The following is a 21644-nucleotide window of genomic DNA, read 5'->3' as shown; positions in this document are numbered from 1 at the left end:
GTGTTGTCTGGTTGTTTTCAAAGAGCAGGCTCCGGCCTGCTCTTTTCATCCGTGGCGGTCATGACGCCACCGGCTTGATGTGCTGGCGCGGCGCTTTAAGGCTTGCACCGCCCAGCCTCGCTCTTTAGGATCTCCCCCAGCTATCGATATGGCCCTTGATGGGCACTCTTTTAAGGAATTCGTACCTTGTCTCTCTCTATCGAGGCGCTGCGCCGCCGTCTTACCGCCTGCATGAATCTCGACGCCCGCCGTCTCTCCAGTCGACTGCATGGGGTCAAGAAGCTGCCGGAAGCCAAGCAGGCTGCCGTGCTCGAGACCATCGCCGCCGATCTGGATGTGGCACAGGCGCGCTACCAATCCCGTCTTGCGGGCGTACCCAAGGTCACCTATCCGGACAACCTGCCGGTCAGCCAGAAGCAGGCGGAGATCGCCAAGGCGATTCAAGAGCACCAAGTGGTGATCATCGCCGGGGAAACCGGCTCGGGCAAAACCACCCAGATCCCCAAGATTTGTCTGGCGCTCGGGCGTGGGGTGAAGGGCTTCATCGGCCACACCCAGCCACGCCGTCTGGCGGCCCGCACTGTGGCTGCCCGTATTGCAGAAGAGATGGAGTCCGAACTCGGCCACTACGTGGGTTACAAGGTGCGCTTTACCGATCAGGTGAGCGAGCAGACCCACATCAAGCTGATGACCGACGGTATCCTGCTGGCGGAGATCCAGAACGACCGGATGCTCACCCAGTACGACACCATCATCATCGATGAGGCCCACGAGCGCAGCCTCAACATCGACTTCATTCTGGGCTATCTCAAACAGCTGCTGCCAAAGCGCCCCGATCTCAAGGTGATCATCACCTCGGCCACCATAGACCCCCAGCGTTTCTCCCGTCATTTCAACAAGGCGCCGGTGATCGAGGTCTCCGGTCGCACCTATCCGGTGGAGGTGCGTTACCGCCCACTGTTTGTTGATAAAAAAAGCAGTGACAAGAGCGAAGGGCTGGAGGAGCGCGATGAACTGCAGGGGATTTTCGATGCGGTGGAAGAGCTGGCCCGCGAAGGGCTGGGGGACATCCTCATCTTCATGAACGGCGAGCGGGAGATCCGCGATACCGCCGATGCCCTGCGCAAGCTCAATCTGCGCGACACCGAGGTGCTGCCGCTCTACGCCCGCCTCTCCAACGCCGAGCAGAACAAGGTATTCCAGCCACACGCCGGACGGCGCATCGTACTGGCCACCAACGTGGCGGAGACCTCGCTGACGGTGCCGGGCATTCGTTACGTCATTGACCCGGGCACTGCCCGCATCAGCCGCTACTCCTGGCGTACCAAGGTGCAGCGCCTGCCCATCGAGCCGGTCTCCCAGGCCAGCGCCAACCAGCGTAAAGGGCGTTGCGGTCGGGTGGCAGACGGCATCTGTATCCGTCTCTACTCGGAGGAGGATTTCAACGGCCGCCCAGCCTTCACCGACCCCGAGATCCTGCGCACCAACCTGGCCTCCGTCATCCTGCAGATGCTGGCGCTCGGCCTTGGCAATATGGAAGCTTTCCCCTTTGTCGAGCCGCCAGAGTCGCGCCATATCAAGGATGGCCTGACCCTATTGAAAGAGCTGGAAGCGGTGAGGGAATTGCCCGCCTCCGGCGATCGCGAAGCCAAACTGCAGCTGACCGAGACCGGTCGCCAGCTCTCGCGCATCCCCCTTGATCCGCGTTTGGCGAAGATGGTGATCAGCGCGGCGCAGACTGGCTGCCTGAGCGAGGTGATGGTGATCACCGCTGCTCTCAGCATTCAGGATCCCCGCGAGCGGCCCATGGAGAAGAAGCAGGCCGCCGATGAGCAGCACAGACGCTTTGAAGACAAGGATTCCGACTTCCTCGCCTTCGTCAATCTGTGGAATTACCTGAAAGAGCAGCAGGATGCCCTTGGCAGCAACCCGTTTCGCCGCATGTGCCAGAAGGAGTTTCTTTCCTACCTGCGGGTGCGTGAATGGCAGGACATTCACTTCCAGCTGCGTCAGACGGTGAAAGAGCTTGGTTTTAAAGCCAACCATGAACCGGCGGATTTCAAGACGGTGCACTGCGCGCTGCTGACCGGCCTCTTGAGCCATATCGGCAACAAGGATCTGGAAAAGCCCGAGTTCCTTGGCGCCCGCAACGGCCGTTTCCACCTGTTCCCGGCTTCGGGTCTGTTCAAGAAGCCGCCCAAGTGGGTGATGGCCGCCGAGCTGGTAGAGACCTCGCGCCTCTACGCCCGCATCAACGCCAAAATTGAACCCGAGTGGGTGGAGCCATTGGCAGGGCACCTCATCAAGCTGCACCACAGCGACCCCCACTGGTCGAAGAAAAATGGCGCCGTGATGGCCAAGGAGAAGGTGACGCTTTATGGCCTGACTCTGGTCAACGAGCGCACCATCAACTTCAGCCGTGTCGATCCGGCGCTGTGCCGCGAGCTGTTTATCCGCCGCGCCCTGGTGGAGGGGGATTTCGAGACCCGCCACCGTTTCTTCAGCGATAACCGCAAGCTCCTGGCCGAGGTGGAGGCGCTGGAGCACAAGTCCCGTCGGCGCGACATTCTGGTGGATGATGAGGACCTGTTCCGCTTCTACGATGCCCGTTTGCCGGAGGATGTGATTTCCGCCCGTCACTTCGACAAGTGGTGGAAAGAGGCGCAAAAGCAGGACGCCGAGCTGCTCAACTTCGAAAAAGAGATGTTGATGAAGGGGGATGCGGCCCACATCAGCGATCTCGACTACCCCAACTTCTGGCAGCAGGGGCGCCTCAAGCTCAAGCTGACCTATCAGTTCGAGCCGGGGGAGGCCGCCGATGGCGTGACCCTGCATATTCCGCTGCCGCTCTTGAATCAGGTGGAGGTGAAGGGGTTCGAGTGGCTGATCCCGGGTCTGCGTCATGAGCTGTTGGTGGCCCTCATCAAGTCGATGCCAAAGCCGATGCGCAAGAACTTCGTGCCAGCGCCGAACTATACCGATGCGCTGCTCGCCAGCATCAACCCCGAGCAGGGGCCGCTGCTGGACGAGATGGAGCGTCAGCTGCGCCGCATGACCGGCGTGACCGTGCCCCGCGAATCCTGGGACTGGTCAGCGGTACCCGATCACCTCAAACTCACCTTCCGGGTGGTGGACGACAAACACAAGAAGGTGGCGGAAGGTAAAGATCTGGAGGCCTTGAAAGAGTCGCTGCGCGGCAAGGTGCAGGAGACCCTGTCACAAGTGGCGGACGATGATATCGAGCAGTCCGGTCTCACCCTGTGGAGCTTTGGTGAGCTGCCGCAAGAGTACAGCCAGAAGCGGGGCGGGTTCGAGGTGAAGGCCTATCCGGCCCTGGTGGATCAGAAGGATTCGGTCGCCATCCAGCTGGTGGAGAGCCCGGTGGTACAGCAGCAGCTGATGTGGGCTGGCCAGCGCCGGCTGGTACTGCTCAACGTACCATCGCCCATTAAATCTCTGCAGGAGAAGCTGCCCAACAAGGCCAAGCTCGGGCTCTATTTCAACCCGTTTGGCAAGGTGGCCGAGCTTATCGATGACTGCATCGCCTGCGGCTGCGACAAGCTGATTGAGCAGCACGGCGGGCTGGCTTGGGACGAGGCGGGTTTCGAGGCGCTCAAGGAGTATGTCCGCGCCGAGCTCAACGATGCGGTGGTGGAGGTGGCCAAACAGGTGGAAGCCGTGCTGACCCTCTCCCATGAGATCAAGAAACGGCTCAAGGGCAAGATGCAGCTCGACACCGCCTTTGCCATGTCGGACATCCAGCAGCAGTTGGGTAACCTCATTCACAAGGGCTTTGTCACCGAGACCGGCTGGCAGCGGCTGCCTGACTTGCTGCGCTACCTGCGGGCCATCGAGCGGCGGCTCGAGAAGCTCGCCATCGATCCCAACCGGGATCGGGTCTACATGCTGAAGGTGCACAGCGTGGAGTCGGAGTACAAGGCACTGCTCGCCAAGATCCCCAAATCCCAGCTGATCCCGGCCGAGGTGGCCAATATCCGCTGGATGATCGAGGAGCTGCGAGTTTCCTTCTTCGCCCAGCAACTGGGGACGCCATACCCTATCTCGGATAAACGGGTGCAGAGCGCCATTGCCCAGTGCTAAGCTGCTATCTATCTGTTTTCTGAGCCATAGTGTGAAAGCAACGAGACGCCAAAGGGAAGGGAGGCCGTCATATGCTGGGGATCTGGTTGGGGGTGGCACTGGTCAACATCAGCGGGTATCAACCCATTGCGGAACAAACCTGGGTGCAGCTCAACCCGGAGTTCTATCCGGTGCTGCGCCCCGTGCCGCCCATTTTTGCGGCCTGGCGGGGCAATCAGTTTCCCCCACTTGAACAGAGAAAGAAGAATGGCCGCTGGCAGATCCTCTTTCCTGCCCGGCTGGTGCCCCCCTTCGATCTGTTCGAAGGGGAGGCCCAGCTCTCCAAGGCTTACCTGGCCAGGCTAAAGCGCATCGATGAGATGGCCTATGGCATGGCGCCCCACCAATCAGTACAGCAAGCCGCCTCCTCGGCCCCCTCGTTCGAAGTCCCGGGTGCTGTCGCCTTTGTCGCCGAGTTCTCCCTGCCCCGGGAGAGGAAGATGCGGATGCCTCTGGGGGAGCCCTTGCTCGCACGGCTGGGGGGGCAGGGAGTCCCCATACAGGCCTTGGCAAGACAGGAAAATGCACAGCCCATGGCCACCGCAGATTCTGCCCCTGAGCAGGCGACCCTGACTCTTTCCGCCACGGAGGCAGGGGAGGCATCGCGGGTTTGTCATCAGGTGGCGGCGGGAGAAACCCTGTGGCGCATTGCAAGCCAGCTTCAGTCAAAGGAGGCCGGCGGCTCGGATACTTACAGTTATCTGCTGGCGCTGGTGCAGGAAAATCGTGACAGGATGGTCAAAGGGATCCAGGTACAGGCCGGGCAGCGCCTCTATTGCCCGAAAGCGCAGACTCTGGCGCAATTCGATGCCCTGAGCCCGGCCCAGCGACAGCAGCAGTTTGCCCGTCTGGAGCAGGGGCGTTAGGGGATGGCGAGAGGCGTGGTGGAGTGCCTTTTTGCCTAGAGAGGAGTGCCGCGGGTTCTTTCCTTGTATCCCCTTCGGGCCCGTGCTAGTATTCGCGCTCGTTTTGCGAGGTGCTGACCGGTCGCAGTCAACACCATACATTCATCTTAAAAGAGATAATCACTATGTCTTTCGTATTCCAAGCTGAAGTCCGTTCTGACCTGGGGAAAGGTGCGAGCCGCCGCCTGCGTCATGCTGACCTGGTTCCTGCCATCGTTTACGGTGCAGGCAAAGAAGCCGTGTCCGTTACCCTGGACCACAAAAAGCTGATCCTGGCCCAAGAGAAGCCGGAGTTCTACTCCTCCGAGCTGACCCTGGTCATCAACGGTGAAGAAGTCAAAGTGAACGTGAAGGCTATCCAGCGTCACCCGGTTCGCTACAAGCTGGTTCACTTGGATTTCGTTCGCGTCTAATCGACAACGAACTTTCCTGTGAAGAGGCCACCCAATCGGGTGGCCTCTTTGTTTTTACAGCATTTTTTCCGGGAAAATAAAATACTCAAACAGCACTATTGGTCTTTACTTGTAGGCATGATTGACAGCAGGACACGTGTTGTGGTGCTCTGATGTTCAAAAAGTACTCGGGTAAGTCCATTTTTCGGGGCGATGTTGACCGTTATGAAAGGAATCGTACGGACATATATCCTGCTGTTTTCACCTATTCTGCTGCTGGTCCTGGCGGGTGGCTATCTGCTGGGCAATGCACTGATCGAGCGCGAGCTCTATCGCGTTCGCAGCGATGAAAGCACCTTCCTGGCGCTTGCCAGCGGCCGCCTTGACGGCGAGCTGGCGGTGCCGCTGCGCCATGTGCGCAGCATGTCGGAAGAACCCATCCTGCTCGAAGCGGCGGCTCGCAATGACCGTGACACCCTGGCCGTCCAGTTCACCATCCTGCTGAACCGCAATCCCGACTATGCCCAGGTGCGTTGGCTTGCCCCGGATGGCATGGAGCGGGTGCGCATCGATCGCCAGGGCCAGCGTCTGTGGCGTGTGACGGACGACCAGTTGCAGAACAAGGGGGAGCGTTACTACTTTCGCGATGCCATGGCGCTGCCCTGGGAGCGGGTCTACGTCTCGCCGCTCGATCTCAACGTTGAACACGGGGTGATCGATCGCCCCTTCAACCCCATGATCCGCATTGCCAAGCGTCTGCGCCTTGGGGGACGTGATCTTGGTCTGCTGCTAATCAACGTCCAGGCTGCCCGTATGCTCAAGGAGTTTGCCGACAACCGCGGCAAGGCAGCCGATCACATTATGTTGTTCAACCAGGACGGATACTGGCTGCGCAGCCCGGACCCATCCCGGGAGTGGGGCTTCATGCTCGAGCGCCCGGATCTGACTCTGAAGCAGACTTCTCCCCAGGCCTGGCAGGCGTTCTGGGACGCATCAAACGGCCAGATGGAGTCTGCCGACGGACTCTGGAGCTGGACCACCCTGTACCCGGCACAGAATCATGATCAGCTGATCTGGAAAGCCGCGTCCCTGGTGCCGCACAGCGAGCTGCAGGCCATTCGCACTCATATCTGGGGGATCATCTTGGCCGCCAGCGCCGTGCTGCTGCTGTTGTTTGGTGCCGGTGTGGCTGCACTGGTGCGCAGCAGGCACAAGGAGCAACTGGCCCAGCAGGAAGCGGCCAGGTTGGCACAGGTCAAAGGTGATTTCATCGCCAACATGAGCCACGAGATCCGCACCCCCATGAACGCCATCATGGGGCTGACCTACCTGCTCGAACAGGGGGGGCTCGACGATGGTCAGCATGCCCTGGTGCGCAAAATCCACCAGGCCGGGCAGGCGCTGCTCGGGATCATCAACGACATCCTTGATTTCTCCAAGATTGAGTCGGGTCGGCTCGAGCTTGAGCGGGTGCCATTCAGTCTCGAAGAGGTGCTCGATCACGTGGCGGCCATCATGTCCACCTGCGTTGGCCAGAAGCACCTCGAACTGGTGGTGAGCAGTGCCCCCGAGCCGGTTTCCCATCTGATTGGGGACGCCCTGCGCCTCGAGCAGGTGCTGCTCAACCTGACTGGCAATGCCATCAAGTTTACCGAACGCGGCGAAGTGGAGGTCAAGGTTGTGCTGGAATCAGAGCAAGACGGCATGGCCACCTTGCTGTTTCGGGTGCGCGACACCGGGATCGGCATTCCCCCCGAGCAGCAGGCCAACATTTTCAATGCATTCTCCCAGGCAGACTCCTCCACCAGTCGCCGCTTCGGGGGCACCGGGCTTGGTCTGACCATCAGTCGCCGCCTGGTGAATCTGATGGGGGGGACATCGGCGTCACCAGCGAGCTTGGCAAGGGGAGCGAATTCTGGTTCCGCGTCCGGCTGGAGCAGGTGGAGCGGCCCGAGGCCTTGAACGAGCGCCTGCAGCACATCTCGCTGCTCATCGCCGACGACAATCAGGTGACCCGCGACGCCCTGTCGATGACGGTGGGTTCCCTCGGATGGCAGTCGCGGGTGGTGGAGTCCGGTGAGCAGGCGCTGCACCATCTGCTGCGCCAGGGGGAGCGTTTCGACGTGATCTTGCTCGACTGGATCATGCCGGGCATGGACGGGCTCGAGACCTGCCTGGCCATTCGCCGCGCCTTCGAGCAGCAGGAGCGTTCACCCATCATCATCATGGCGACCGCCTATTCCCAGGATGAACTGATGCACCGCCCCGGCTCGGATCAGGTGGATCTGGTGCTGCACAAACCGGTCACCGGCTCCAGTCTCTACAACGCGGTGGCACGTCTCATCCACGAGAAGCGCGAGCATGTGGAGCCCCTTGAGAGTGGCCAGCGCCGTCTGCGCCTGCCGGGCGTGCACATACTGCTGGTGGATGACAGCGACATCAACCTGGAGGTGGCGACCCGCTTGTTGCAACGGGAGGGGGCCGAGGTGATCACCGCCATCGATGGGGAGCGAGCCCTGGCCTGCCTGGCAGATCCGGCACGGCGCATCGATCTGGTGCTCATGGATGTGCAGATGCCAGTGATGGATGGCTACGAGGCGACCCGTCGCCTGCGTCTGCTGCCGGGGCGGGAGGAGACTCCCGTGCTGGCACTCACCGCAGGGGTATTCAAGGATCAGCGGGAGGCGGCGCTGGCCTCTGGCATGAACGACTTCATCGCCAAGCCGCTCGATGTGGAGCAGCTTATCGCGACCTTGCTGCGTTATCTGCCGGACTGTGTCCTGCCGCTCACCGTGAGCGACGAGCCACTCCCCCATGAGCCGGTGGCCGGCATCGATATCGATACCGGACTGCGCAACTGGGGTGAAGCCTCGGTCTATCTTAAATACCTGCGGCGTTTTCGCGATGACTACATGACGGTTGGTACCGTGTTGCCGGACTATATCGCCCAGCACGAGACCGATGCGGCCGCGAGCCTGACCCACAAGCTCAAGGGGGTGGCGGGCAGCCTGTCACTCACCGATGTGGCGCGTATCAGTGCCGAGTTGAACGAGGCCATCGAGCAGGGTGGCGACACCAGCCAGCTTATCGCACCCTTCCTCGAGGCCCTGGAGCGTGCACAACACTCCATCGATACCTATGCCGGGCGCGAGCCGGGCGCGGTCAGTTCCCCGCTGGCCCAGGGGGAAGCGCGGGAGGTCTGCCTGCACGCCCTGCATCAGGCCCTGGTGAGCGAGGATCTGGATCTGATTGAGCCGGCGCTGAGCCAGGCAAGGAGTCACCTTCCTTGTGAACTAGTGAGCGAGATAAGCGCAGCCCTGGAGCTGTTCGATATCCCGTTCGCCACCCGCAAGCTGGAGGATTATCTGGAGGATTATCTGGAGGATTATCTGGAGGATCGGGAGGAACCTGCGCCATGAGTCGACCGCGCGTGTTGATCATCGACGACGAGCCGAGCAACCTCGGGTTGCTGCGGCAAATCCTCAAAGAGGAGTACAACCTCTTCTTTGCCAAAGGGGGAGAGGAGGGGTTGGCCGCCGTGGGGCGTCACGAGCCGGCACTTATCCTGCTGGACGTGCGCATGCCCGACATGGATGGTTACGAAGTGTGCCGCCGGCTCAAGGCTGATCCGGCTCACGCCGGGATCCCGGTGCTCTTTATCACCGCGAGCGACAACGCAGACAGCGAGAGCCAGGGGTTTGAGGCGGGCGGAGTGGATTATATCTACAAGCCGGTCTGTCCGAGCACGGTGCGTGCCCGGGTGCGCAATCATCTCTCCCTGGTGCGCCTCGATCAGCTCGAGTGCAGCTATCGCACTGCCATCGTCATGCTGAGCGAGGCGGGCCACTACAACGACACCGATACCGGGGTGCATATCTGGCGCATGGCCGCTTACGCCCGGGCCCTGGCTGATGCGGCGGGCTGGAGCCCGGAGCAGTCGGATCTGCTGGAGCTGGCGGCCCCCATGCACGACATGGGCAAGATTGGTATCCCCGATCACATCCTCAAGAAGCCCGGCCCCCTCACCGAGGAGGAGTGGGTCATCATGCGAAGTCACCCGCGCATCGGTTACGAGATTTTGAGGCGATCCGATGCCCCCATTTTTCGCATGGCGGCGGAGATTGCCCTGCACCACCACGAGAAATGGGACGGCTCCGGCTACCCCGCTGGCGAGACCGGCGAGGGGATCCCCGAGGCGTCGCGGATCGTGGCCATCGCCGACGTCTTTGACGCCCTGAGCGTGCGTCGTCCCTACAAGGAGCCCTGGCCCCTGGACCGGGTGCTGGCCACCATGCGCGATGGCTCCGGCCAGCACTTCGATCCCCGGCTGCTCTCCCGTTTTCTCGAGATCATGCCGGAGATCTTGCGCCTCAAGGCTCAATGGGATGCCCGCGAGGAGCGGGGGGATTACCAGATGGGCTGTGTCAGATAGGGATTGCTGGCCCGTTCGTGACCAAAGGTGGAGCTCGGGCCATGGCCCGGAATAAAGACGATCTCATCGCCAAGGGGCAGAAGGGTCTCAGTGATCGACTTGATCAGCGTCCCGTGATCCCCGCGCGGGAAATCGGTGCGGCCTATGCTGCCGGCAAAGAGCACATCCCCCACCCATGCGAGGTGTTCTGCCTGGCAGAGCAGCACGATGTGGCCCGGAGTGTGGCCCGGGCAGAAATAGACATCCAGCTTGCACCGGCCCAGCTGCACCTTGTCACCCTGTGCAAGCCAGTGATCGGGGGTGAAGGCCGGTGTGTGGGAGAAGCCGAACATCTGACTCTGCTGGGGCAGGATATCGAGCCAGAAGGCATCCTCCTTGTGGGGGCCGGTAATGGCGACACCGGTTCTCTCGCGCAGCTCGGCGGCGGCGCCCACGTGATCCAGATGGCCGTGGGTCAGCAGGATATGGGTGAGGGTCAGCCCCCGTTTGGCTATGGCAGCCAGCAGCTTGTCCGCCTCGCCGCCGGGATCGACGAGGGCAGCCTGGCGGGTCTCGTCACACCAGATAAGGGAACAATTCTGGGCGAACTGGGTGACCGGGATCACCTCGAACTTCAACATGTGGGACTCTCCTGAGGGGTCTGAAGGGGGGAGCGTTTGGCGAAGAAGGCGAGGCAGGCCTCCTTGTCACCACGAAACAGGATCCGCTCGCGCTTGTTGTCCAGCTGATAGCGGTACATGGGGTCATAGTAGCGAGTCAGCAGCAGCCTGATCCAGACCAGATGGGCGCGGGTGTCCCCGCTCTGGGCCTGTTCCCTGAGGGCGGCCTGCAACAGCCCATCGAGTTCGCGATAATCCTTGTCCCCGAGTCGGCGCTTGAGCCTGGCCATGGCGTCGGTGAGGTAGCCGGCAAACAGCGGCCAGCCTGCATCTGGCCCATGGAACTCCAGATAGCGCAGCCAGAGATCCTGCACGTAATCGGTGCGGATCTGCTCGGCCCGTGCCTCCTGCGGCACCTCCACCACCACCAGGGGAGCCCGGCACATGGCCTCATAAAGGTTGAGTGGCAGGGCGCAGCGACCGATGAGACGGCTCTCGTCTTCCAGTACAAACTGTGACTCTCCCCGGTTGCGACGCTGAAGCAGCTCGATGGCAAGCCGATTTTCGAAGTCGATGTTGCCGGGTTGCCCACCCGGCAGTTGGCCAAACGACGACCCCCTGTGACGGGCGTGCCCTTCCAGATCCACCGCCTGGGTGATGTGCGCCAGCATGTGGGTCTTGCCGGAGCCGGTCATGCCGGTCAGCACGGTCCAGTCGCACTCTGCACTGGCCTTCGCCTGGGTGTCGATGAGAAAGTGGCGCAGCGCCTTGTAGCCGCCCGCGACCCGGGGGCGGGTGATGCCGGCCTCGGCCAGCCACTGCTGCACTGTCTGGGAGCGCAGGCCGCCGCGAAAACAGTAGAGCAGGGCGTCGGGTTGCTGGCGCAACCTTGCCAGCCAGCCTTCCATGCGCGCGGCGCGCACCGCGCCTCCCACCAGTTGATGGCCCAGGGCGATGGCTGCGGCCTGACCCCCCTGCTTGTAACAGGTACCGACCCGGGCACGCTCCTCGTCCGTCATCAGCGGCAGGCTGACGGCGGTGGGAAAGGCCCCTTCCTTGAACTCGACAGGGGCGCGCAGATCGATGAGTGGAACCTCATCCAGAAAGATCCGGGCGTAATCCGTGGCCAGTGGCAGGGTACTCATTGGACAACCTCGATGAACTGGTTGCCGGTGCGGGCCTGCAACTGGCCGATGGGAGAGAGGGTCAGCCCTGCCTGTGCGGCAATGGCAAGGAGCTCGGCTTCACTTTCTTTACCGACGGCTACCAGCAGGCCGCCGCTGGTCTGCGGGTCGCACAGGATGTTGCGGGTGCGATCATCCATGGCGCCCAGCTTGTCACCATAGGAGTCGAAGTTGCGCAGGGTACCGCCTGGTACGCAGCCCTCACTCAGGTAGTAATCCACCTCGTCCAGCAGCGGCAGCGCCTTGAAGTCCAGACGGGCACTGACGCCGGAACCTTCGCACATCTCCAGCAGGTGGCCTGCCAGCCCAAAACCGGTCACGTCGGTCATGGCGTGCACGCCGGGTAAGGCGGCGAAGCGCTGGCCAATCTTGTTGAGGGTGCACATGGCATCCGGGGCCAGTTGCTCATGCTCGGGCTTGAGCTTGCCCTTCTTCTGGGCTGTGGTGAGGATACCGATGCCAAGGGGCTTGGTCAGATAGAGGGTGTCACCCACCTGGGCGGTGTCGTTCTGCTTGATGGCGTCGAGTGGCACGATACCGGTCACCGCGAGGCCGAAGATGGGCTCGGGGGCATCGATGCTGTGGCCGCCGGCCAGAGAAATACCCGCTTCGTGGCACACCTGGCGGCCGCCGTCGATCACCTGCTGGGCCACTTCAGGTGCGAGTATGTTGATGGGCCAGCCAAGGATGGCGATGGCTACGATGGGTTTGCCACCCATGGCGTAGATATCGCTGATGGCGTTGGTGGCGGCGATGCGGCCGAAGGTGAAGGGATCATCGACGATGGGCATGAAGAAGTCGGTGGTGGAGACGATACCCTGACCGTTGCCGATATCGACCACGGCCGCGTCATCCTTGCTGCTGTTGCCGACCACCAGCGTCGGGTCGTCAAAGCCCGGGATCTGGCTCTTCAAGATGGTGTCGAGCACCTTGGGGGAGATTTTGCAACCGCAGCCAGCGCCGTGGCTGTATTGGGTCAGACGAATGGAAGACATGCTTTCCCCTTGTGTGGGCAGACTTGCGTGTGCAAATAACTGCTGTGGCACCGTCAAATGTGCGCGCAAAAATAGGGTGGCCCTGGCGGCCTGTGAACACAGTGATGTCAGGCTGCCTGGCAGGACGGGAGGAGGGCAAGGATGCGCCGGCGAAGCCCCGCCGAGGACCACAGGACGGGCCATTATGCCACAGACGGCCCTCTTGATTCGAACTGGAATTCACACAAAGCGCAGGGGATTGTCGGGTTCAAAAAGAGCCGTACTCTTCGCCTTGCTCTGGCTAGTCCCACTTTGAGCCGCCCCGACGGCGTGCCTGTCTTGCATCGGGGCTGCATGTGGTGACGGAAACTAGCCAGCTTGCTCCATCACTGGTTGGGGAGCCTTGCCTAGCCGGCGCAGGCGCCGTTGCAGCGGCCGCTCCAGCAGGGTGTAGCTCAGCGCCGAGAGCCCGATCAGCACGGCGAGCATCAGCAGGGTGGCCAGCACCCCCAGCAAGGGGTTGGTCTGGGCGTACCACCACGCGGTGAGCCCCGGCGCCAGAGAGTGGACAAGCTCGCAGCCGGTGAGCAACACCAGGGCGTGGAGCAGGTAGATGGAGTAGGAGAGATCCCCCAGCCAGTTGGCGAAGCGGTTGTCCAGGAGGCGCAGCAGCGGGCTCTGGCGATCACCCTGGGCAGCGGCAATCCAGATCAGCAACACGTAGGCGCTGATCAGCAGCAGGGTCAACAACGGTGTCATGGTGAACTGCATCAGTGCGAAGGGGAGCACAAAGGCGAGCAGCAGCGGCAGATCTTGCTGCATCATGGACCACTGGCGGGCAGCCTTCACCTTCGGCAGCAGCCAGAGGCCGAGCACGAATTCACTCACCCCGCGCCCGATGGCCAGCGCCCCGCTGGTGACATCCAGGGTACCGCGACTGTGCACGATAAAGGCCAGCACCGTCAGGGCCAGCAAGGGGGCGAGGTTGCTCCAGGGGCTGCGGGTGACGGCGAGGGGAATGAGCAGCGGAAACAGCAGATAGCTAATCCACTCCACGCTGAGCGACCAGGCAGCGAAGTTCCAGGTCAGCCCCTGATCCGTCACCACCTGCAGCAGCAACAGGCTGCTTGGCAGCGCCTCGGCCGGGGTAAAGGGTGAGCCGAACGGAGGCATTCCTTCCCACTCCCACATCTTGAACAGGGGGCCGGCGTAGAAGCCAATCCCGTGGTGGGCCTTGTAGAGCTCCCAGCCCACCAGCAGCAGCAGGGTCACCAGGTAGAGGGGATAAACCCGGGTCAGCCGCAGCCAGAGGAAGCGGCCATAACTTATGGTGCGGGGCGTGCGGGCGAAAGCCTCCCCGTAGACATGGGCCAGCACCAGCCCGCTCAAGATAAAGAAGAGATCGACCCAGAGGTAGCCGTTCTCGATGAGTTGGGTGTGGCCGGCGATCGACTCCATCCACTGGGGGAAGAGCAGCAAGCGGGCGTGGAACAGCACCACCATCAGGGCAGCGATGCCCCGCAGCGGCGTCAACAGCGGCAATGATTGATTCATGACGGGATCCTTGATGATGTTCAGCTTGGCCTGACATCGATTTTTGTTGTGGTGCCGCTCATCAACCCTGATGAGTCGGCTGCCCCGGCTTGGCGGCCACAGGCGGGATCACCCTACCTAAAAGAGAGTCATACGAGTGTGATTGCCGTCATGAATGGGCGTTTATCATCCCAAAACCAGCATGGGATAGGGACGCATCGAAAATAGAGAGGGGATCTAGACTAGGGAAGTCATCCCTCTGAGCGTCAGGAATATCCTCATGAAACTCTATGCCCACCCCTTTTCGTCCTACAGCCAGAAAGTGCTGATCGCTCTCTACGAGAATGCCACCCTGTTCGAATACCGGAACCTCGAAGAGCCGGCGGCCAGCGCCGAACTTGCCGCCCTTTGGCCACTCAAGCGCTTCCCGGTGTTGCTGGATGATGGTCGCTGCATCCTCGAGAGCAGCACCATCGTCGCCCACCTGCAGGCGCACCATCCGGGCCCCGTCAGCCTGATCCCGCCCGGCGATGCGGGTCTGGAGGTGCATATGCTGGATCGCGTCTTCGACAACTATGTGATGACGCCGATGCAAAAAGTGGTGCTGGATGCGCTGCGCCCGGTCGCGGATCGCGACCGCTATGGCGCAGTGGAGGCCCGCGAGCTGCTCAATCAGATCTACCCCTGGCTCGATCAGCGGCTGGAAGGACGCCACTGGATTGCCGGCGCAGACTTCACGCTGGCCGATTGCGCCGCCGCACCCTCGCTCTTCTACGCCGACTGGGCTCACGAGATCCCGGCTGGCTATGGCCGTCTGCGTGCCTATCGCGCCCGTCTGCTCAATCATCCCTCCATCGTGCGGGTGGTGGAGGAGGCGAGGCCATTTCGACACTACTTCCCGCTGGGCGCGCCAGCGCGTGATTGAGCGGGATGACTTGTGGTGGGCGAGTATTGTCGCCCCAGGCAATGTGCGAGGCGGACAGGGGCATGGCGTGATCCATTGCAGGGGAAAACAGCAATATTCATTAAAGTGAATGGGTATGCGCTTATAGCTGATATTTCCCCGATGATTTTTGAGTGTTTGTGCGTAATATTTCATGCTTTTGCATAAAGCAAATGCCGGGCATGTCTCTGCTGGCGGGTTGTGTAGTGAAAGAGAGATGAGAATCGGGTTAACGATGCGGCAACCTTTGATTGAAGATGGCAGTCGTCAGTCGAAGAGGAGGGATGGGGGCAGCAATCGCTGTTGGTGGCAAAGTCGGGGGGAGGTTGTCTCTTTGGCGGCCGCATAAAAAAAGCCCGCTTTGATCGCGGGCTTTTTGATGACTAGCAGAACCCAGCCTGGCCCGGATCTGGCACCGGGAACAAGGGGGCTGCGCTGGTCTGCTCGGTTTAGCGGGCGCGCACCACCAGTCCCTTGAGGTAGAAGCCTTCCGGATAGGCGGTGCCGATGGGGTGATCGGATGCCTGGGAGAGGAGCTCCAGGATCTGGGCATCGCGACCGGCATCGAGGGCCGCATCGGCCACTATCTTCTGGAACAGGCTCTGCTCCATCAGGCCGGAGCAGGAGTAGGTCAAGAGCACGCCACCCGGCGCCAGCAGTTGGAACGCCAGCATGTTGATGTCCTTGTAGCCGCGGCAGGCGCCCAGCAGCTGGGCCTTGCTCTCGGCAAACTTGGGCGGATCCAGCACGATGACATCGAACTTCTCGCCCTTCTCGCGATATTCGCGCAAGAGCTTGAAGACGTCGTGACGCACGAACTGGGTGTTGCTGGTATCGAGACCGTTCAGTTCGGCGTTCTGGCGGGCGATGTCCAGCGCATTCTGGGAGAGATCGACGTTGACTACCTCCTTGGCACCGCCCTGGAGGGCATAGACCCCGAAACCGCCGGTGTAGCAGAAGCAGTTGAGCACCCGCTTGCCTTCAGTGTATTTCGCTGCGGCAAGGCGGTTATCCCGCTGATCCAGATAGAAACCCGTCTTGTGACCGTTACGAATATCTACCAGGATCTTGACGCCGCCGTTCTCCTCGATGACCACGGGGTCGGTCGGGGTCTCGCCATGGATGACGCCGGTGCGCTCCTTCAGCCCTTCTTTCTTGCGCACGGCCACGTCGGAGCGCTCATAGATGCTGCACTCGGGGTAGAGGGTACGCAGGGCTTGCGTGATCAGCTCGCGCTGGAACTCGGCACCGGCGGAGAGGATCTGGCACACCAGGAAGTCGGCGTAGCGGTCGATGGTCAGGCCCGGCAGACCGTCGGATTCGGCGGCGCAGAGGCGATAACCGGTGAGGCCCTGACGCTTGATGAGCCCGTCGCGGGACTCTTGGGCGTATTTGAGGCGACGGATGAAGAAGTCGAGATCGACGCTCTCATCCTTGTCGAAGGTCCAGACCCGGGCACGGATCTGGGAGCTGCCGGACCAGGCGCCACGGGCGAGCCATTTGCCGTCATGGGTGAAGATCTCGACGGTATCGCCGTCAACGGGGTTGCCTTGCACCCGCTCAATGCCCTTGGAGAAGATCCAGGGGTGACGACGCAGCAGGGATTTTTCGCGGCCTTTGACGAGATAGATGGAAGCGCTCATGGGTAGTTGCCGATGGTAGAAAAGAAGGGGGCATATAGTAGGGGCTGTGAGGGTAGGCACGCAAGCCGCGTCTACCGGGATCCGTGCATCCTCACGCGGTCAGGGTCGGACGGGCTGTTTCGCGCGTCCCCAGCGCCTGGCCCAGACATGGCAGGCCATCTGGACGATGGCCTGCCGGAGGGGGTCAGATCCGCAGGCCGGTGAGCGCCTGACCGAGTTCATTGGCGGTTCCCTTGAGGCCGGTGGTGCCGGCGACCGCCGCGCTGGCGGACTCCTCCACCCGGCTCGCCTCGTGGCGCACCTTGTCGAGGTTGCGGGTGATCTCCTCGGCCACCGAACTCTGCTCTTCGCTGGAGGTGGCGATCTGGGTGCTCATCTCCAGCACCGCATCGCTGTGGTTGCTGAGCCGCTCGATGTCCATGCCCACCTCGGTGATGAGCTGCTGGCTGTCGGCCGCGCGCCCCACCGTCTTCTCCATGATGTCGTTCAGCGCCCCGGTACCGGCCTGGAGCTCCTCGATCATCTGCTGGATCTCCACCGTGGCCTGCTGAGTGCGACTGGCGAGGGTGCGCACCTCGTCGGCCACCACCGCAAAGCCGCGTCCCTGTTCACCAGCCCGGGCGGCCTCGATGGCGGCATTGAGGGCCAGCAGGTTGGTTTGCTGGGAGATGGCGTTGATGACGTTGACCACTTCGTTGATGCGATTGGCGTTGTGAGTCAGCCGCTCGACCGCGCCCGATGCATTGCCAATCTCGTCTGCCAGGGTGCGGATGGCGGTGATGGTGCGTGCCACCCGTTGTGCCCCGTGAGTCGCCTCGTCGCTGGACTGGCGGGTTTGCAGCAGGGTGTCGTTGGCGTTGCGGGCCACTTCCCGGATGGCGGCGGACATCTGCTCCATGGCGGCGGCCAGGGAGTCCATGTGCTGTCGCTGGGCGCGGGCAAGCTGCTCGCCGTCGCTGGCATGCTCGCGAAATTCGTCTGCGGCCAGGGTAAGGGCATCGGCGGACTCTTCCACCAGTTGCACTATCTTGTGCTGGCGGTCGGTGAAGGTGTCGATGCTGCCCGCCAGAATGGAGAACTCGTCGCGCACCGGGAAGAAATTGAGCCGGAAGGTGAGATCGCCGTTCGCTACCGTCTGCAATGCCTTGTTGGTGGAGTAGAGGGCCCCCGAGACGAAGGTCATCAGATAGTGAGTGATGAGGGCCAGCAGGGCGGCCAGCACCGCGATGATGGTGAGCGTGGTGCCCTGACCATCCCAGAGGGCGTAGTGACTCGTATCCAGGGTGCCGGAGACGACGCCCGCCTGACCTGCGCTGGCGCCATAGCGATAGATGTCCCCCTGCTGGCTAAGGCCGGTGGCGGCGCCAGGCGTGAGTACGAGATCCGCGGGCAGGGTAAGGGTCGGCTGCTGGCTCACCAGCTGGGCCGTGGTCTCGACCCGCCCTTTTAGCTGATCCACTCTGAGCTGCATCGCCTGATCATGGCCATCGGCCAGCAGATACCAGGTGAGGAAGGCGATGAACACCAGGGGGCACCAGAAGGTGATGAGAAATTTCTCGCTGATCGTGAGGTGAATGAGATAACGGTCAACCCACCGAAACTTTACTTCTTTCATAATGGTATTGCGTCCTGCAAGGGGAAGAGAGTGTCGCGCTCATTATCGCCCCGGGGAAAAATTACTTAAGGGAAAGGTGTGATAAATGGGAGAGCAATCGTTTGTCGTGCGGGTGTGGGGTCAGGTTCAGGGGGTGGGGTTTCGCTACTTCACCCGGGAGCGGGCGCTGCAACTGGGGCTGCGGGGGCATGCCTACAACCTGGAAGATGGCTCGGTGGAAATCCTGATTGCCGGTCCCGAACAGAAGGTACAGATGATGCTGGGCTGGCTTGAGCACGGGCCCCGAACCGCCACCGTCACCCGAATGGAGTGCACCCAGGCGTTGCCACCCACCGGAACCGGTTTTCATACCAACTAGCCGGGAGGGTTCATGGGGGAGAGCGGGATTGCGCAGGCCAACCGGCTCGTTGGGCAATATCGGGGGGCGACCCTGGCACTGCGCCAGCACAAGGGGATGGAAGAGGTGCATGCCTACCGGATAGCGGCCCGCCGCCTGCTGGCGCTGCTCGCCCTGTGGCGACCCCTCATTCATGAGCCCGAGCTGGAGCGGCGATTGACCCGTGCTGTCGGCACGCTCTCCGCCCTGCGCGATGCCCAGGTCTATGCGCAGCATCATGGTGGCTCGCTTCGGCAGAACCGCTTGCCACGGGTCCCCCTGTTGACCGGCCCGCTGGCCCGTTGGCTGGCCCGACTGGAAGAGGTACCCGTCGGTGTCGATCTCTTGCCGCTGTTTCGGCTGCATCTGGCGCTGTCACTGTCGGATGCACTGGCGAAGACCACCTCCCTTCCTGTGGGCACCAGGGCGAAACTTCGGCGCTGGCACCGGCTGCGTCTGGTGCTGAAACAGGCGCGCTACGGGATGGAGCTGCTGACGGCACAGGGGGGAGGGGATCCGGCCTGGTTGTCCATGCTGGTGAGCTGGCAGGAGCGGCTTGGGCAATTGCAGGACAGGCGCCAATGGCTCAGACGCCTTGGGGGCGAAACGGGGCGGGGCCAGCAACGGCGAGCCCTGAAAACAGAGATCCGCTGCCAACTACTGCAACTGGATTGCCATCAGGCGGAGCTGGTCGGCCTTCGCATGGCATTGCTGCAGAGCGGGCAGTAAGCACCCCACAAGATAAAAAAAGAGAGGCCATTGGCCTCTCTTTTCATTGGGACTGTCTGGGAAGGGGCGTATTACTTCACGCGCATGCCCGGCTGAGCACCTTCCTGGGGCTCGAGGATCCAGAGATCCTTGCCGCCCGGACCTGCCGCCAGCACCATGCCTTCGGACATGCCAAAGCGCATCTTGCGCGGGGCCAGGTTGGCCACCATCACGGTCAGCTTGCCTTCCAGATCTTCCGGGTTGTAGGCGGACTTGATACCGGCAAAGACCTGACGGGTTTCGCCGCCGATATCCAGCTGCAACTTCAGCAGCTTCTCGGCTTCCGGCACCGCTTCGGCTTTCTTGATCAGCGCCACCCGCAGGTCAATCTTGGCAAAGTCGTCGTAGGTGATGGTCTCGCTGATGGGATCGTCCACCAGGGGGCCTGCCGGCTTCTTGCTCTGCTCCTTGGCGAGATCTTCCTTGGACGCTTCCACCATGGCATCCACCTTGGCGGACTCGATGCGGGAGAAGAGCGCCTTGAAGGGGGCGACGCTGTGGTCGACCAGAGGGGCGGCGATGCCCTCCCAGGTCAGGGTCTCTCCAAGGAAGGCTTCGGCGCGCTCGGCCAGTTGCGGCATGACGGGCTTCAAGTAGGCCATCAGCACGCGGAACAGGTTGATGCCGACGGAGCAGACGGCTTGCAGCTCGGCATCCGCCCCTTCCTGCTTGGCGATGACCCAGGGAGCCTTGTCGTCCACATAGCGGTTGGCCTTGTCGGCCAGGGCCATGATCTCGCGGATGGCGCGACTGAATTCGCGCGCTTCATAGGCTTCGGCGATGCTGGCGCTGGCGTTGGCAAACTCGGCGTAGAGTGCGGGCTCGGCGCAGGTGGCGGCCAGCTTGCCGTCAAAACGCTTGGCGATAAAGCCGGCGTTGCGAGAGGCCAGGTTGACCAGCTTGTTGACCACGTCGGCGTTGACGCGGGAGACGAAGTCTTCGAGGTTCAAGTCCAGATCGTCGATGCGGCTGTTGAGCTTGGCGGCGTAGTAGTAACGCAGGCACTCCGGATCCAGGTGCTTGAGATAGGTGGACGCCTTGATGAAGGTGCCCTTGGACTTGGACATCTTGGCGCCGTTGACGGTCACATAGCCGTGTACGTTGACCTTGGTCGGCTTGCGGAAGCTCGCGCCTTCCAGCATGGCCGGCCAGAACAGGCAGTGGAAGTAGGCGATGTCCTTGCCGATGAAGTGATAGAGCTCGGCGTCGGAGTCCGCTTTCCAGTAGCTGTCGAAGTCGATGTCGCCACGCTTGTTGCACAGGTTCTTGAACGACGCCATGTAGCCGATGGGGGCGTCCAGCCAGACATAGAAGTACTTGCCGGGGGCACCGGGAATTTCGAAGCCGAAGTAGGGGGCGTCACGGGTGATGTCCCACTGCTGCAGGCCGCTTTCGAACCACTCTTGCATCTTGTTGGCCATCTCTTCCTGGATGGCGCCGGAGCCGCGTACCCAGTCGGCGAGCCAGGCTTCGAACTGGGGCAGGTCGAAGAAGTAGTGCTCGGAGTCCTTCATCACCGGGGTCGCACCGGAGACGGCGGATTTCGGATCAATCAGCTCGGTCGGGCTGTAGGTCGCGCCGCAACTGTCGCAGTTGTCACCGTACTGATCGGGGGACTTGCACTTGGGGCAGGTGCCCTTGACGAAGCGATCCGGCAGGAACATGGATTTTTCCGGATCGAACAGTTGGGAGATGGTGCGGATCTTGATTTTGCCGGACTCTTTGAGACGGCCATAGATCACGCCCGCCAGCTCGCGGTTCTCGTCGCTGTGGGTGGAGTGGTAGTTGTCGAAGCTGATGTTGAAACCGGCAAAATCCCCCTGGTGCTCCTGGGAGACGGCGGCAATCATCTCTTCCGGCGAGATCCCCATCTGCTGAGCCTTGAGCATGATGGGCGTACCGTGGGCATCGTCGGCACAGACGAAATGCACCTGATGGCCACGCATTCGCTGATAACGAACCCAGATATCGGCCTGGATGTGTTCCAGCATGTGGCCGAGATGGATGGAGCCGTTGGCATAGGGGAGGGCGCAGGTTACCAGCATTCTACGAGGATCAGTTGCCATAATACGTTCTTTATGTGCCTGTTGGGATGATACAGTGCCGTGCATGTTACCCGAATTGGGGGCGGCCTGCCTAG

Annotated in this window: 14 protein-coding genes and 1 pseudogene; 8 read left to right on the top strand and 7 right to left on the bottom strand. The window is 61.9% G+C overall.

Annotated features, from left to right (window positions below; genetic code table 11):
• The first annotated feature begins 186 nt into the window (after nt 1-186).
• The 5 genes and pseudogenes from hrpA (at nt 187) to C2U30_RS03065 (ending at nt 9869) form a co-directional block, all read left to right on the top strand.
• Nucleotides 187-4101 carry an ATP-dependent RNA helicase HrpA gene (gene hrpA, locus C2U30_RS03085; RefSeq protein ID WP_103243137.1) on the top strand — a complete coding sequence of 1305 codons (3915 nt, stop codon included), beginning with the start codon at nt 187-189 and terminating at the stop codon, nt 4099-4101.
• A gap of 71 nt (nt 4102-4172) precedes the next feature.
• Nucleotides 4173-5006: a hypothetical protein gene (locus tag C2U30_RS03080; protein ID WP_103243136.1), complete on the top strand. Its 834-nt coding sequence runs from the start codon at nt 4173-4175 to the stop codon at nt 5004-5006.
• A gap of 164 nt (nt 5007-5170) precedes the next feature.
• On the top strand, nt 5171-5458 hold the full coding sequence (rplY, locus tag C2U30_RS03075) for a 50S ribosomal protein L25 (RefSeq protein WP_010674717.1): 288 nt from the start codon (nt 5171-5173) through the stop codon (nt 5456-5458).
• Nucleotides 5459-5662: 204 nt separating this feature from the next.
• Nucleotides 5663-8856 (top strand): annotated as a pseudogene (locus C2U30_RS23070) (response regulator).
• On the top strand, nt 8853-9869 hold the full coding sequence (locus C2U30_RS03065) for a response regulator (protein ID WP_103243135.1): 1017 nt from the start codon (nt 8853-8855) through the stop codon (nt 9867-9869). The pseudogene C2U30_RS23070 and the gene C2U30_RS03065 overlap by 4 nt, the downstream one beginning before the upstream one ends.
• On the opposite strand, the gene C2U30_RS03060 is transcribed toward C2U30_RS03065, so the two are convergent.
• The 4 genes from C2U30_RS03060 to C2U30_RS03045 form a co-directional block, all read right to left on the bottom strand.
• A complete protein-coding gene (locus C2U30_RS03060; protein WP_103243134.1) occupies nt 9845-10489 on the bottom strand; it encodes an MBL fold metallo-hydrolase in 645 nt (214 codons plus the stop codon). The genes C2U30_RS03065 and C2U30_RS03060 overlap by 25 nt on opposite strands.
• Nucleotides 10483-11613: a tRNA 2-selenouridine(34) synthase MnmH gene (gene mnmH / locus C2U30_RS03055; protein WP_103243133.1), complete on the bottom strand. Its 1131-nt coding sequence runs from the start codon at nt 11611-11613 to the stop codon at nt 10483-10485. The genes C2U30_RS03060 and mnmH overlap by 7 nt, the downstream gene beginning before the upstream one ends.
• Nucleotides 11610-12647, bottom strand: a complete 1038-nt coding sequence (selD, locus tag C2U30_RS03050; RefSeq protein WP_069651257.1) for a selenide, water dikinase SelD — start codon at nt 12645-12647, stop codon at nt 11610-11612. The genes mnmH and selD overlap by 4 nt, the downstream gene beginning before the upstream one ends.
• Nucleotides 12648-12995: 348 nt before the next feature.
• Entirely contained in the window at nt 12996-14180 is a 1185-nt protein-coding gene (locus C2U30_RS03045; RefSeq protein ID WP_103243132.1) for an acyltransferase family protein, read from the bottom strand.
• A 259-nt stretch (nt 14181-14439) separates the two neighbouring features.
• Between C2U30_RS03045 and C2U30_RS03040 the strand changes: the two genes are divergently transcribed.
• Nucleotides 14440-15084 carry a glutathione S-transferase family protein gene (locus C2U30_RS03040; RefSeq protein ID WP_103243131.1) on the top strand — a complete coding sequence of 215 codons (645 nt, stop codon included), beginning with the start codon at nt 14440-14442 and terminating at the stop codon, nt 15082-15084.
• Nucleotides 15085-15551: 467 nt separating this feature from the next.
• Here the strand turns inward: C2U30_RS03040 and C2U30_RS03035 are convergent, their stop codons facing one another.
• Both C2U30_RS03035 and C2U30_RS03030 read right to left on the bottom strand, forming a co-directional pair.
• Nucleotides 15552-16745 (bottom strand): class I SAM-dependent methyltransferase, encoded by a 1194-nt coding sequence (locus C2U30_RS03035; protein WP_039039155.1) that lies wholly within the window; start codon nt 16743-16745, stop codon nt 15552-15554.
• A gap of 184 nt (nt 16746-16929) precedes the next feature.
• On the bottom strand, nt 16930-18360 hold the full coding sequence (locus tag C2U30_RS03030; RefSeq protein WP_103243130.1) for a methyl-accepting chemotaxis protein: 1431 nt from the start codon (nt 18358-18360) through the stop codon (nt 16930-16932).
• 85 nt (nt 18361-18445) lie between these two features.
• On the opposite strand from C2U30_RS03030, the gene C2U30_RS03025 reads away from it, so the two are divergent.
• Nucleotides 18446-18718, top strand: coding sequence for an acylphosphatase (locus C2U30_RS03025; protein WP_010674727.1), 273 nt, complete (start codon nt 18446-18448; stop codon nt 18716-18718).
• Nucleotides 18719-18730: 12 nt separating this feature from the next.
• Nucleotides 18731-19465 (top strand): CHAD domain-containing protein, encoded by a 735-nt coding sequence (locus C2U30_RS03020; protein WP_103243129.1) that lies wholly within the window; start codon nt 18731-18733, stop codon nt 19463-19465.
• Nucleotides 19466-19536: 71 nt separating this feature from the next.
• Here C2U30_RS03020 and metG read toward each other — a convergent pair whose 3' ends face one another.
• Nucleotides 19537-21570, bottom strand: coding sequence for a methionine--tRNA ligase (gene metG / locus C2U30_RS03015; RefSeq protein ID WP_103243128.1), 2034 nt, complete (start codon nt 21568-21570; stop codon nt 19537-19539).
• Nucleotides 21571-21644 lie beyond the last annotated feature (74 nt).

Origin of the sequence: Aeromonas sp. ASNIH5, assembly GCF_002902865.1 — a bacterium.
Classification (GTDB): domain Bacteria; phylum Pseudomonadota; class Gammaproteobacteria; order Enterobacterales; family Aeromonadaceae; genus Aeromonas; species Aeromonas caviae.
Note: the sequence above shows the minus strand (reverse complement) of the source record. Positions and strands in the feature narration are given on the sequence as shown.